Raw genomic sequence first — 12,820 nt, forward strand, 5'->3', positions numbered from 1 at the left:
CACTGCGGCGGATGCCGAAGCGGGTGCTTGGGGACAATCGTGGATAAATCCCGTCCGTCTGGGCCTGGCTGCCGGGAGCGGTGAAGCCTGTCGAATGCGGGACGTACCTTGACGCTCCAGCCTGAAGCATTGTCTGCACCATCACATCAACCTGTCTAGACAAAATGCCCCATCCCGGCGCGAATCTCCCCACTGCCGTTGTGACTATCCCGCGCCTCGACCCGCCTTAAAGGCCTTTATCCATAGGGCTTACCCCAACTTTCCGCGATTTTCGACAAATTTTCTTGCGACTGCTTTTTGTCTCGTGCAGACTTGTCTATACAAATTCGCCGGGCGGGTGATCGCTTGACCGGTGGTCTGGTGGTCCTCAATCAAAGGAGATTCGACGTGAAGGTCAAGCGCACTACGTTGGCAAAGGCATTGATTGGCGCAGTTCTCGGCACGGCTGCGATTCTCGCGGCGCCTGTGCAGGCGAAAGAATGGAAATCGGTCACGATTGCACTCGAAGGCGGCTATGCGCCGTGGAACCTGACATTGCCGGGCGGCAAGCTCGGCGGCTTCGAGCCGGAACTGGTCGCGAATCTCTGCGCGCGCATCAAGATCCAGTGCAATCTCGTCGCCCAGGATTGGGACGGCATGATCCCGGGCCTGCAGGCCGGCAAGTTCGACGTGCTGATGGACGCGATCTCGATCACGCCTGAGCGCGAAAAAATCATCGCTTTTTCGAAGCCGTATGCGGCCACGCCGGCCACGTTCGCTGTGACCGACCCGAAAGTGCTGGCGAAAGCTTCGCCCACCGCCGCGCCCGTCAAGCTGACTGGCGACCCGAAAACTGACCAGCCGACCGTCGACGCACTGCGCAAGCAGTTGAAGGGCAAGACGATCGGTATCCAGTCGGGCACCGTCTACACTAAATTCATCAACGACGGCTTCAAGGACGTCGCCACGATCCGCGTCTACAAGACTTCGCCGGAACGCGATCTGGATCTGGTCGCGGGCCGCATCGACGCTTCGTTCGACGACGTGACGTACTACGCCGCGAACATGGACAAGAAAGAAAACGCGTCGATCATCCTGGCTGGACCGAAGATCGGCGGCCCGATCTGGGGTCCGGGTGAAGGCCTGGCATTCCGCAAGCAGGACGCCGATCTGAAAGCGAAATTCGACACGGCGATCAGCGCCGCGCTGGCTGATGGCACCGTCAGGAAGCTGGCCGACAAGTGGTTCAAGACCGACGTCACGCCTTGATCTGCAACGCGATATGACAGGGCTGCACTGTGCGATGCAACCCGCACACACAGCACGCAACCCTGCGGTAACGCTGTATGGCTGTAACGGTTCGCGCGGCGCACGTGCCACGCGAACCGTCGGTTCATCGATCGTACTGGTTGAGGAGTAGCGAATGGCTCTGATCGAGATGCTCGGCTTCGGGCCGGAAGGCTGGGGCGGCGTGTTGCTGCTCGCGGCGTTGATGACCGTCGGGCTGACGCTGGCGGCGCTCGCGGTTGGAGCCGTGTTCGGCGCGCTGGTCGCCGCGGCCAAACTGTCACGCCATCGCACGTTGCGCGTCATCGGCGATTTCTATACGACGGTGTTTCGCGGCGTGCCCGAACTCCTCGTCATCTATCTGTTCTACTTCGGCGGCTCGACGCTCGTGACCACGGTGGGGCAGTGGTTCGGCGCGGAAGGCTTTGTCGGCGTGCCGCCGTTCGTGATCGGCGCGCTGGCCGTCGGGATGATTTCCGGCGCGTATCAGGCCGAGGTCTATCGCTCGGCGGTGCTCGCGGTGTCGAAAGGCGAACTCGAAGCGGCGCGTGCCACCGGCATGCCGACGCTGCTGGTCGCGCGCCGCATCCTGATTCCGCAGGTGCTGCGCTTCGCGTTGCCGGGCATCGGCAATGTGTGGCAGCTGAGCCTCAAGGACTCGGCGCTGATTTCCGTCACCGGCCTCGCCGAACTGCTGCGCACAAGCCAGATCGCGGCGGGTTCGACGCATCAATATTTCACCTTCTTCGTTGTGGGCGGCGCGCTGTATCTGCTGATGACGGGCATCTCGAACCGTGTCTTCAACCACGCAGAAGCGCGGGTCGGCCGGTCCTTCAAGCGCAATTTCGCGCGCAACTGACAGGGACACCGACATCATGCATTTCGACTTCGATTTCCTCCTCGACACGGTGCGCCAGTTGCTCGGCGCTGTGCCGGTCACGCTCGGTCTGTTCTTTTCGTCGCTGATCCTGGGCGGCCTGCTGTCGCTCGTGATCGTGACGATGCGCGTGTCCCCGCACTGGTTGCCGAACCGCTTCGCTCGCGCCTACATTCTCGTGTTTCGCGGCTCGCCGCTCCTGATCCAGCTGTTTCTCGTGTACTACGGGCTCGGCCAGTTCGGCGTGATCCGCGAGAGCTTCCTGTGGCCGATCCTGCGCCAGCCGTATATGTGCGCGGTGCTCTCGCTCGCATTGTGTACCGCGGGTTATACGGCCGAGATCATTCGCGGCGGTCTGATGGCCGTGCCGGTCGGACAGATCGAGGCAGGGTACTCGATCGGCCTGTCGGGCTTCTCGCTGCTGCGTCGGGTGATTGGTCCGATCGCGCTGCGTCAGTGCCTGCCGGCGTATTCGACCGAAGCAGTGCTGCTCGTCAAATCGACGGCGCTCGCGAGTCTCGTCACCGTGTGGGAAGTGACAGGCGTCGCGCAACAGATCATCCAGCAGACCTATCGCACCACCGAAGTGTTCATCTGCGCGGCGCTGATCTATCTGTTCCTGAATTTTGTTGTCGTGCGTCTGCTCGGTCTGCTCGAACGCCGCCTGTCGCGCCACCTGCGCGATGCGCCGCCCGCAGCGGCGCAACGCCCGGTTTCCGCCACCACTGAAGCACGTCGTGCCGCACCCTGAACGGCAGTCATTCTGGAGAATCACATGAACGCTACGGCACCCGTTGCATTGTCGGTCAAGAACATTCACAAGTCGTTCGGCGAGCATCACGTACTGAAGGGCATTTCGCTCGACGCGCACGAAGGCGACGTGATCTCGATCCTCGGCGCGAGCGGCTCGGGCAAGAGCACCTTCCTGCGCTGCCTGAACCTGCTGGAAACGCCGGACGACGGTTCGGTTTCGCTCGCGGGCGAAGAACTCCAGATGAAGCGGCGCAGCGACGGCAAGCTGCAGCCGCGCGACCGTCGTCAGGTCGATCGCATTCGTTCGCAGCTCGGCATGGTGTTCCAGAACTTCAACCTCTGGTCGCACATGACGGTGCTCGAAAACCTGATCGAAGGCCCGATGCGGGTATTGAAGCGCACGCGCGCCGAATCGATCGAAGAAGCCGAAGCATTGCTCGCAAAGGTCGGTCTCGTGGAAAAGCGTGGCCACTATCCGGCGCATCTTTCAGGCGGCCAGCAGCAGCGCGTCGCGATTGCGCGTGCGCTCGCCATGCATCCAAAGGTCATGTTGTTCGATGAACCCACCTCGGCGCTCGATCCGGAACTCGTCGGCGAAGTGCTGCGCGTGATGCGCTCGCTCGCTGAGGAAGGCCGCACGATGCTGGTCGTCACGCACGAAATGGGCTTTGCGCGCCACGTGTCGAATCGCGTGATGTTCCTGCATCAAGGACAGGTCGAAGCGGATGGCACGCCGAACGAAGTCTTCGGCGAACTCAAATCCGAGCGCTTCAAGCAATTCGTTTCGAGCCACCATCACCGTACTGCAAACTGAGCAATATCATGGCTGTGATCCGTTCCGATCGTCCTCTCGACTGGCGCCAGGTTGCGGCGATCGCCGCCGGCGCGCCGCTCGAACTGTCCGCCGATGCCCGCGCGCGCATTGCGGCGGCGCGTGTGCTCGTCGAACAGATCGTCGAGCGCGGGATTCGCGCGTATGGCGTGAATACTGGCGTTGGCGCGTTGTGCGATGTGATCGTCTCGCCATCCGAGCAGCGCACGCTGTCGCGCAATATCCTGATGAGCCATGCGGTGGGTGTCGGCGCGCCGCTGTGCGCCGCGGAAACCCGCGCGATCATCGCAGCAGCAGTCAATAATTTCGCTCACGGCCATTCCGGCATCCGGCTCGAAGTCGCCGACCGGCTCGTCGCGCTGCTCGATGCCGATTGCCTGCCGGAAGTGCCGGCATTTGGTTCAGTCGGCTATCTAAGTCACATGGCGCATATCGCGCTGGTGTGCATCGGCGAAGGGCACGCGCGGCATCGCGGTGAACGCATTTCCGGCCGCGAGGCGCTGCGGCGGCTCGGGCTCGAACCGCTCGTACTCGAAGCGAAAGAGGGCTTAAGCCTGATTAACGGCACGCCCTGCGTAACGGGTCTTGCTGCCCTGGCGCTCGCGCGCGCCGAACGTCTGCTCGACTGGACCGACGCCGTCGCGGCCATGAGCTTCGAGAACCTGCGTGGACAGCTTGCCGCGTTCGACGCCGATTCGCTCGCGCTGCGCGTGTCGCCCGGTTTGAACGTCGTCGGCGAACGGATGCGCAATGCGCTTGCTGATAGCGGCATTCTCGCTGCGGTTGTTGGACAGCGCACACAGGACCCGCTCAGCATGCGGACCATTCCGCATGTCCACGGCGCGGCGCGCGACGTACTCTCCGCGACTGTGGACGTCGTCAATCGTGAACTCGCTTCGATCACCGATAACCCGATCGTCGCCGGCACGCCCGACGCGCCGCGTGTGTATTCGCAGGCGCATGCCGTGGGCGCATCGATTGCGCTGGCCATGGATAGTCTCGCCACCGCAATCGCGCAGGTCGCCGCGATGGCCGAGCGTCGTCTCGACCGGCTCGTGAATCCGCTGGTGAGCGGCTTGCCCGCGTTTCTCGCGGAGCCTGGCGGCACATGCTCCGGCTTCATGATCGCGCAGTACACGGCGGCTTCGCTTGTCGCGCAGAACCGGCGGCTTGCCGCGCCGGCGAGTCTCGATGGTGGCATCACGTCGGGCCTGCAGGAAGATCATCTGTGTCACGCGACGCCCGCTGCCTTGAAGGCGCTTGAAATTATCGAAAACGCGGGCCGTATCGTCGCGATCGAACTGCTGGCCGCCGCGCAGGCGTATGACCTGCAGACCATCGATGCGTCGCGTGCGCCGCACACCGATGCACTGTGGCGTCGCGTGCGCGGCCTGGTGCCGACGTATCGTGACGACCGCCCACTCGCGGACGACATGGCCGCCGCGTTCCGTCTGATCGCCGACGCCGCGCCACCGCCTTTTCCGACGCCGGGCAAGCCCGCGACGCCGCCCGCAGACGCCCCTGACTTCACGCTCACCAGCAACACAAACATAACCGCCACCGACGCTGCCAGCATCGCGGCAAACGATTCACATTCGGTGGCGAGCGCCGGTTGAACCGACCGGTTGATTGACCCAGTGGCGGCCCAACCGGCAAGCTGTCTGGCGCATTGCGTACAACCCACGAGGTCGACGTGAATCTGAACGAGCAACCAGAACTAGAACAGGATCGAACGGCCAGCGCTGGCGCGGTCGTATCGATGAGAGCGTTGCCTGCCTATGAGCAGATCAAGCGCTACGTGGTGAAGCGCATCGCAGAAGGCGTCTGGAAACCCGGCGGGCTGATTCCGTCCGAAACCGAACTCGTGAAGGAGTTCGGCGTGGCGCGCATGACGGTCTCGCGTGCGCTGCGCGAACTGACCACCGAGCGGGTGCTGACGCGCGTGCAAGGCTCGGGCACGTTCGTCGCGCCGCAGCGCTATGAGTCGACCGTGCTGGAGATCCGCAATATTGCCGACGAAATCTCCGCGCGCGGCCATCGCCACACGGCGCGGGTGCTGACGCTCGAGCCCAGCGACGACCCGCTTTCACTGGAGGCGCTCGGTCTCGAAGCGGGGCCGGCGTTTCATTCGTGCATCGTGCACGCCGAAGAAGGCGAGCCGATCCAGTATGAAGATCGTTTCGTGAACCCGAAGGTGTTTCCTGAGTATCTCCAGCAGGACTTCACGATCGAGACACCGAATCACTACATGGTGCGCGTCGCGCCGATCCAGCGCGCGGAGTTTCGCATCTACGCGCAGAAGCCGGACGCGAACGTGCGGCGTCATCTGATGATGGAGATCGGGGAACCGTGTCTGTTGCTATGGCGCAGGACGTGGGTCGGCGCCGATGTGGCGACGTCGGTGCGTCTGTGGCATCCGGCGTCACGTTTCCATCTGGCCGGGCACGTGTGACGGTTTTTTGTGCGTGACTAACGACTCACGCTGGCTCTAGCCCTGGCGTTGCGACGTATCGGGCGTGAACCGGCACCCGAGCCGATAGCGCGACCCCGGATGCACGAATCTCGCGAACGTTACCGCAACGCCGCTCGTCCACGTGCGCCGCACGAGCGTCAGACACGGCTCTTCCTGCGCGATTTCGAGTAACGCGGCTTCGGCGCGCGTCGGGAGTCCAGCGTCGACGATATGCTCGATATCATGTGCCGGTACGGTTGCGAACAGATATTCCGAAGGTCTGACGGAAGAGAAATCCTGGTGGATGAAGTCGGGTGCAATCGCGGGGTTGACGTAGCGGTCTTCGAGCTGCACCGGTAATCCATTCTCGCGATGCACGCAGATCACATGAAACACCGATGCGCCCGGCGCAAGTCCCAATGCATTCGATACAACGGCCGGCGCGGTTTCGCGCTGCGTGAGCAGCGTGTCGTAGGTGTATTCGTGTCCGCGTGAGCGGACCTCGTCGCCGATATGGGCGATCATGAGGAGCGTCGACTGTGGCTTTGTTTCAGCCACGAATGTGCCGACGCCCGATACACGTGTGAGTAGTCCTTCGCTCGTGAGTTCGCGTAGCGCGCGGTTCACCGTCATCCGCGATACGCCGAGTGATGCTACGAGATCGAGTTCCGATGGAATGCGGTCGCCAGGTCGTCGCGCGCCGGATTCGATCGTGTCGCGGATATAGCGCTTGACCTGCTCATAGCGCGTGGCCGGTGGTGCCGCGGCGATGCCGTTCGCCGGGCTCTGCGCTGCGCTCCCGCCGCTCCCGCTGCCGCCGCGTGAAGCGCTGCCGCTCACGCGGGTTCTCCATCGGCGCCGCTGCGCGTCCAGAAGGCATTGCGGTCGATATAGTTCTGCAGAAACTGCCGCAGACGCGGCTGCTGCGCATCATGAAACACGTCGCGCGGGTTGCCTTCGACGGCAATGCGTCCCTGATCGATGAACACAACCTTGTCCGCGACCTGCGCGGCGAATCCCATTTCGTGTGTGACGACGGCCATCGTCATGCCATCGCGCGCAAGCTGCTTCATCACCTGCAGTACTTCGCCGACCAGTTCCGGATCGAGCGCGGACGTCGGCTCGTCGAACAGCATGATGTGCGGCTCCATCGCGAGTGCACGCGCAATCGCAACGCGCTGCTGCTGGCCGCCGGACAGCTTCGCCGGATACGCATCGCCCTTATGCGAGAGACCGACTGTGTCGAGCATCGCGAGCGCGCGTCGACGGGCTTCGTCGCCGGACAGATTGCGCACGCGCCGTAGCGCTTCCATCACATTCCCTAGCGCAGTCATGTGCGGCCACAGGTTGAACTGCTGAAACACCATGCCGACATTGCGACGCACGCGATTGATGTCGCCCTGCGATGCGCGCACGCGTTTGCCGTTTCGTTCGCTATAGCCGAGCAGTTCGCCTTCGATGCGTACGTCGCCCTGATCGTAGGTTTCGAGCGCGGCGAGGCAACGCAATAGCGTGCTCTTCCCCGAACCCGAGGGTCCGATGATGCACACCACTTCCGATTTTCTGATGTCGAGATCGACGCCGCGCAGTACTTCGTTTTCGCCAAAGCGCTTGCGGAGATCGCGCACCTCGATCAGCGGCGCAGCAGCGCTTCGTTCTGACGGAGTGGCGGAAGTGAGAGAGGAGGGCATATCGGTCATCGCATTCATGTTCACGTCCAGTGTTCAGCCTCGGGTCATGCCATGAGTCATGCCATGAGTCATGCCATGAAGCGGGAGAGCCGTTGTTCGGCCCACATGCCCGCGCGCGACGTCAGCTCGACCAGCGCGAGGTAACAGAAGCACAGCACCAGCAGCGTCTCGACAAAGGCGAACGTGGCCGAGCCAATACCGGTCAGCACGAACGTCAGTTCAGGCACGGTAACGATCGACAGCACGGCCGTTTCCTTGCTGAGCACGATGATCAGGTTCGTCAGCGCGGGCACGATCAGCACGAGCATCTGCGGCACCTGAATGCGCACGACGGCCTGCCACCGCGATAGTCCAAGACACGATGCCGCTTCGAGATGACCGGGCGGGACAGACTGGAATCCGGAGCGGAAAACCTCTGCAAAATAGGCACTTCCGTAAAGACCGAGGCCGAGGACGCCTGCGGTCATCGGTTCGAGTGTGAGACCGATTGAAGGTCCGCCGTAGTAGAGCAGAAACAGCTGCACGAGAAACGGCGTGCCGCGAAAGAACTCGATATACGCGCGCAGTACACCGCGTATCCAGCGTCCGCCAAAGAGTTGAACGACGGCGATCACGAAACCGAGCGCCAGGCCGATCAGCACGCCCGCGACCCACGTGCCGAGCGTGGTTGCGAGACCTGCCGCAATCGGCTGCAGATTGTGCGTGATGATGGTGGGATCGAATTGCTGCATCGCGATAGCCTCAGGCGTGCTGCAAACGGTATTCGGCGGCGTGTGCAACCAGCGAAAGCACCCCGCAGATCACGAAATAGATCAGGCCCGCCGCCACATACGCTTCCAGCGGACGATACGTGCTGGCAGCAATATTCTGCGCAGTGCGCGTGATTTCAGCGACGCCGACCACCGAGATCAGCGACGACGCCTTGATCAGCAAGACCATTTCGTTCACGAGCGAAGGCAACGTCAGCCGGAACGCCTGTGGCACCTGAATTCGCCGCAGCATGTCGAACGGCGAAAGGCCGAGCATGCGGGCGGCTTCGATCTGTCCGTGCGGGATGCTCAGAAAGCCCCCGCGCAGGATTTCCGCGATATACGACGCGGAACAGAGCGACACGGTGCTGATTGCAGCAACGAGCGGCGACACGTTGATTCCCACGAACGGAAGCAGGTAATAAACGAGCAGCAGCTGCACCAGCATCGGCACGCCGCGAAAGAAAAACACATAGGCGCCGCCGAACATGCGTGCGGCGCGATTCGTCGACAGCCGCGCGGAACACACGCCGACCGCTACAAAGAAGCCGATCATAAGCCCGGTCAGCGAAATGCCGACGGTAGCGATGGCCGCGTGAAGCAGCAACGGCAAACCCTGCGCGAAGACGGTTGTGCTGAACATGGCACCAGCGGGCGAAGGTTAAACAGCGATGCGTGTTCTCAGGCTTTACGTCGACACGCATCGCAAACGTCATCGGTGCATCAGTAGTTCGGTGTGGGCATGGTTGTGGGCGCATCCATCGCGACGCCAAACCACTTCTTCTGCAGCGTGGCGAGGCGGCCGTCGCTGTGCATCTTCACGAGCGCGGCGTTGAACGCATCGGCGAGCGGCTTGCTGTCCGCGTCTTTACGCAGGCAGTACGCGAAGTAGACTTTTGCGCCGAACGGCGGCGTGACAACCGCGAACGATTCCGGGCGTTGCTTCGCGACGTATGCAATGTTCGTCATCGAGTTCGCGACAGCGGCGATGCGCCCCGCGGCGAGATCGGCGTAAGCCTGATTGTTGTCGACGTATTCGCGGATTTCAGGCGGTTTCGGCAGCGTGGCGACGTAGCTCTTGAGCTGGTCGAGCTGCGCGGAACCCTTGCCCGCACCGACCGTCTTGCCGGCGATATCCGACGACTGCTTGAGGGCGGTGTCGTTGGCGCGCTTGAGGAGGGCGTCGGTAGCATCGGCGATGGGCAGGGTATACGTGTAGCGTTCCATGCGCGCCTTCGTCACCGTCAGCGGACCGCCGACCATGTCGAACTTGCCCGCTTCAAGACCGGGCAGCACGCTCGGCCACGGCAGGTCGATGAAACGCACCTTCACGCCGAGTTCCTTGCCGACTTCTGCAAAGAGGTCCTTGTTGAAACCTGCCTGCTGGCCGTTCTCGAGGAAATCGAACGGCGCGAACTGCATTTCCGTGCCGACAACGAGCTCGCCGGCCTTTTTCACCTTCGCGAGTTGATCGTCCGCATACGCACTGCCGACGCTCGCGGCACACAACGTCAACGCCATCAGACGACACTTCCAGCCTGCAAGGATGCTCATGAGATTCTCCGGTGGGCAAAGCGGTGCCGCGTGAATGATGGTCGACGCGAGCCATGCGGGGCAGTATATACCGCAGTTCTGCCGGGAAATAAATAAGGTATGTTCCGGTACGAACGGTCTGATCATTGGCTTTCGCACGGCGTTGCGGTGTACCTTGCGAAGGTGCTTTTGGCGGTATATACAACGATGAAGTCATGAGGTCCTTTCCCACCGTGAGCCTGCCTTGTTGTGCAGGCCCGATATGGAGCGTTGCGATGCCACCTGTCACCCGCATTCCGGTCGTCGACCTTGCTGGCGTACGCGCGGGCGATGATCCGCAGGCGCTCGCGCGCGTCGGCCGCGAAATCTACGAAGCGTGCACGACGATCGGCTTCTTCTACATCGTCAATCATGGTGTGCCGCAACCGGCCATCGATGCCGCCGCAGAGGCCGCCCGCATGTTCTTCTCGTTTCCGGTCGAGACGAAACGCCGGGCGGCTGTGAACCAGCGGCATCGAGGCTTCAACGCTTTAGGCGACGCCACGATGTATCAGGCGAAAAGGCCTGACTACAAGGAGTTTTTCAGCATCGGACTGGAGTTGGCGGAGGACGATCCCGATGTGCTCGCGGGGCAGGCGCTGCGCGGCCCGAACAACTGGCCGGACTTCATGCCCGAACTGCGGCCCGCGTTGTACGGCTATTACGAGGCAGTGGCCGTGTGCGGCGCCGATCTGCTGCGCGCGGTCGCCGTCGGCCTTGGCATCGATGAGCATTTCTTTGCGTCGCGCTATACGAAGCGGATGCAGCGCACGCAGATGGTGTATTACCCGCCGCAACCGCCGCTGTCCGATGCGGACCAGTTCGGCGTTGCACCGCATACCGACTATGGCTGCATCACGCTGTTGTGGCAGGATCAGGTCGGTGGATTGCAGGTGCGAGAGATCGCGAACGATACATGGGTCGATGCGCCGCCCATTCCCGGCAGCTTCGTGGTGAACGTCGGCGACCTGCTCGCGCGCTGGACCAACGACCGCTTTCGCTCGACGCTGCATCGCGTGATCAATGCGTCGGGTCGCGAGCGCTATTCGATCGCGACGTTTTACGATCCTACGTATGGCGCTTTGGTCGATCCGCGCGATCTTGGCGCGAGCGATACCGAACGCCGATATGAGCCCGTCGCGGCAGGCGACTATATTCTCGGGCGCATCAACGATTCGATGGGCTACCGGAAAAAACACGCACCACAGGGAACCACGGCATGACGATGGAACACGTCACAGCGCTAGCGGCGACCATCAACGCGCTACGCGAAGCACTCGGCGACGATGCGGTGCGTACGGGCGAGCAGATCGGCGAACGCTCGATGACGGATTACACGCGTCTCGAACCGATGCGTCCCGCTGCGCTGCTGTTGCCGCGTACGACGGAAGAAGTTGCGCGCGCAATGATGATCTGCAACGAAGCGCGTCAAGGCGTCGTGCCGCAGGGCGGCATGACCGGCCTCGCGGGCGGCGCGATTCCCCGCGCGACTGACATCGCACTTTCGCTTGACCGCATGAGTGGCGTCGAGGAAATCGACATCGCCTCGGCCACCATGACCGTGCGCGCCGGCACTACGCTGCAGGTCGCGCAGGATGCGGCGGCGGAAGCAGGTTTCGAACTGACGCTCGATCTCGGCGCGCGCGGCTCATGCCAGATCGGCGGCAATCTCGCGACGAACGCGGGCGGTAATCGCGTGATCCAGTCGGGTACTGCGCGCGATCAGGTGCTGGGGCTCGAAGCGGTGCTTGCCAATGGGGCCGTTTTGACTTCGATGAGCAGGATGGTGAAGAACAACACTGGCTATGACCTCAAGCATCTGTTCATCGGGTCGGAGGGCACGCTCGGCATCATCACGCGCGCGGTGCTGAAGCTGCATCCGCAGCGCGCTTCGCGCCATACCGCGCTCGTCGCGCTCGATGGCTACGACGCAGCGGTGAACCTGCTACGCGGTCTCACGAGGCGTTTCGGCAACGATATCGGCGCGTTCGAAATCATGTGGCCGGACTTTTTCGACTTTGGCGTGTCGCTCACCGCTGAGGCACGTTCGCCGTTTGCAGACGCGCATCCGCTCTATGCACTGATCGAACACGCCAGCTTCGATGCGACGGATGACGGCGAGCGTTTTGCGTCCGCGCTGAACGAAGCGCTAGAAGCGCAGACAATCCGCGACGCGGTGATCGCGCAATCAGTTGCCGACGCACGTGCGTTGTGGGCGATCCGCGAATGCACGGCGGAGTTTCCGTCGCGGCTCGATCCGGTCAATTTCGATGTGAGCCTGTCGATAGGCGAGATTGGCCGCTTCGTCGATCGATGCCGCGCCGCGCTCAACGACAAATGGCCCGGCAACCGTTCATATTTCTTCGGCCATATCGGCGATTCGAACCTGCACGTGACCGTCGACGGCCATTCAGTGCCCGGCATCGATCATCATGCGATCTACGCGTTTGTCTACGACATGCTCGGGCCGCTGCACGGCTCGGTATCAGCGGAGCATGGCGTTGGATTGCTCAAGCGCGAATTTCTGCCGATATCGCGCTCGCCGCAGGAGCTTGCGGCGATGCGCGCTATCAAGCATGCGCTCGACCCTAACGGCATCCTGAATCCGGGCAAACTGCTTTAGCGTTC

The 12,820-nt window shown here is 62.5% G+C and carries 13 protein-coding genes; 8 read left to right on the forward strand and 5 right to left on the reverse strand.

Features of this window, described 5'->3' with window-relative positions:
- The first annotated feature begins 387 nt into the window (after nt 1–387).
- From P3T16_RS29645 to hutC (P3T16_RS29670), 6 genes are all read left to right on the forward strand, one after another.
- Complete coding sequence (locus tag P3T16_RS29645; RefSeq protein WP_429257263.1) at nt 388–1,248, forward strand: transporter substrate-binding domain-containing protein; 861 nt, start codon at nt 388–390, stop codon at nt 1,246–1,248.
- A gap of 154 nt (nt 1,249–1,402) precedes the next feature.
- A complete protein-coding gene (locus P3T16_RS29650) occupies nt 1,403–2,125 on the forward strand; it encodes an ABC transporter permease (RefSeq protein WP_429257264.1) in 723 nt (240 codons plus the stop codon).
- Nucleotides 2,126–2,141: 16 nt separating this feature from the next.
- Nucleotides 2,142–2,894, forward strand: coding sequence for an ABC transporter permease (locus tag P3T16_RS29655; RefSeq protein WP_429257265.1), 753 nt, complete (start codon nt 2,142–2,144; stop codon nt 2,892–2,894).
- 24 nt (nt 2,895–2,918) lie between these two features.
- Nucleotides 2,919–3,710, forward strand: coding sequence for an ABC transporter ATP-binding protein (locus P3T16_RS29660; RefSeq protein ID WP_429344961.1), 792 nt, complete (start codon nt 2,919–2,921; stop codon nt 3,708–3,710).
- An 8-nt stretch (nt 3,711–3,718) separates the two neighbouring features.
- Nucleotides 3,719–5,344, forward strand: a complete 1,626-nt coding sequence (locus tag P3T16_RS29665; protein ID WP_429344962.1) for an HAL/PAL/TAL family ammonia-lyase — start codon at nt 3,719–3,721, stop codon at nt 5,342–5,344.
- Nucleotides 5,345–5,487: 143 nt separating this feature from the next.
- Nucleotides 5,488–6,180, forward strand: coding sequence for a histidine utilization repressor (hutC, locus tag P3T16_RS29670; protein ID WP_429344997.1), 693 nt, complete (start codon nt 5,488–5,490; stop codon nt 6,178–6,180).
- Between the two features lie 36 nt (nt 6,181–6,216).
- Here hutC (P3T16_RS29670) and hutC (P3T16_RS29675) read toward each other — a convergent pair whose 3' ends face one another.
- The 5 genes from hutC (P3T16_RS29675) to P3T16_RS29695 all read right to left on the reverse strand — a co-directional run bounded on the left by hutC (P3T16_RS29675) (nt 6,217) and on the right by P3T16_RS29695 (nt 10,174).
- The gene (gene hutC / locus P3T16_RS29675) at nt 6,217–6,951 is read right to left on the reverse strand and encodes a histidine utilization repressor (protein WP_429344998.1); all 735 of its coding nucleotides are present in this window, start codon (nt 6,949–6,951) and stop codon (nt 6,217–6,219) included.
- A gap of 65 nt (nt 6,952–7,016) precedes the next feature.
- Nucleotides 7,017–7,889, reverse strand: coding sequence for an amino acid ABC transporter ATP-binding protein (locus tag P3T16_RS29680; RefSeq protein ID WP_429344963.1), 873 nt, complete (start codon nt 7,887–7,889; stop codon nt 7,017–7,019).
- A gap of 50 nt (nt 7,890–7,939) precedes the next feature.
- Nucleotides 7,940–8,602 (reverse strand): amino acid ABC transporter permease, encoded by a 663-nt coding sequence (locus tag P3T16_RS29685; protein WP_429344964.1) that lies wholly within the window; start codon nt 8,600–8,602, stop codon nt 7,940–7,942.
- 10 nt (nt 8,603–8,612) lie between these two features.
- Complete coding sequence (locus P3T16_RS29690; protein ID WP_429344965.1) at nt 8,613–9,263, reverse strand: amino acid ABC transporter permease; 651 nt, start codon at nt 9,261–9,263, stop codon at nt 8,613–8,615.
- A gap of 80 nt (nt 9,264–9,343) precedes the next feature.
- Nucleotides 9,344–10,174, reverse strand: coding sequence for a transporter substrate-binding domain-containing protein (locus tag P3T16_RS29695; RefSeq protein WP_429257271.1), 831 nt, complete (start codon nt 10,172–10,174; stop codon nt 9,344–9,346).
- Between the two features lie 254 nt (nt 10,175–10,428).
- Here P3T16_RS29695 and P3T16_RS29700 point away from each other — a divergent pair, with 254 nt between their 5' ends.
- The gene (locus P3T16_RS29700) at nt 10,429–11,415 is read left to right on the forward strand and encodes an isopenicillin N synthase family dioxygenase (protein ID WP_429344966.1); all 987 of its coding nucleotides are present in this window, start codon (nt 10,429–10,431) and stop codon (nt 11,413–11,415) included.
- A complete protein-coding gene (locus P3T16_RS29705; protein WP_429257273.1) occupies nt 11,412–12,815 on the forward strand; it encodes an FAD-binding oxidoreductase in 1,404 nt (467 codons plus the stop codon). Before P3T16_RS29700 ends, P3T16_RS29705 begins: the two co-directional genes overlap by 4 nt.
- Nucleotides 12,816–12,820 lie beyond the last annotated feature (5 nt).

It is taken from the genome of Paraburkholderia sp. GAS42 (assembly GCF_050436565.1).
In the GTDB taxonomy this organism is placed as follows: Bacteria; Pseudomonadota; Gammaproteobacteria; order Burkholderiales; family Burkholderiaceae; genus Paraburkholderia.

Bases quoted from the DNA above. Each gene is read 5' to 3' on its own strand.
- P3T16_RS29650 (WP_429257264.1), top strand. From the start codon at position 1,403: ATGGCTCTGATCGAGATGCTCGGCTTCGGGCCGGAAGGCTGGGGCGGC.
- P3T16_RS29655 (WP_429257265.1), top strand. From the start codon at position 2,142: ATGCATTTCGACTTCGATTTCCTCCTCGACACGGTGCGCCAGTTGCTC.
- P3T16_RS29660 (WP_429344961.1), top strand. From the start codon at position 2,919: ATGAACGCTACGGCACCCGTTGCATTGTCGGTCAAGAACATTCACAAG.
- P3T16_RS29665 (WP_429344962.1), top strand. From the start codon at position 3,719: ATGGCTGTGATCCGTTCCGATCGTCCTCTCGACTGGCGCCAGGTTGCG.
- hutC (WP_429344997.1), top strand. From the start codon at position 5,488: ATGAGAGCGTTGCCTGCCTATGAGCAGATCAAGCGCTACGTGGTGAAG.
- P3T16_RS29680 (WP_429344963.1), bottom strand. From the start codon at position 7,889: ATGAATGCGATGACCGATATGCCCTCCTCTCTCACTTCCGCCACTCCG.
- P3T16_RS29685 (WP_429344964.1), bottom strand. From the start codon at position 8,602: ATGCAGCAATTCGATCCCACCATCATCACGCACAATCTGCAGCCGATT.
- P3T16_RS29690 (WP_429344965.1), bottom strand. From the start codon at position 9,263: ATGTTCAGCACAACCGTCTTCGCGCAGGGTTTGCCGTTGCTGCTTCAC.
- P3T16_RS29695 (WP_429257271.1), bottom strand. From the start codon at position 10,174: ATGAGCATCCTTGCAGGCTGGAAGTGTCGTCTGATGGCGTTGACGTTG.
- P3T16_RS29700 (WP_429344966.1), top strand. From the start codon at position 10,429: ATGCCACCTGTCACCCGCATTCCGGTCGTCGACCTTGCTGGCGTACGC.
- P3T16_RS29705 (WP_429257273.1), top strand. From the start codon at position 11,412: ATGACGATGGAACACGTCACAGCGCTAGCGGCGACCATCAACGCGCTA.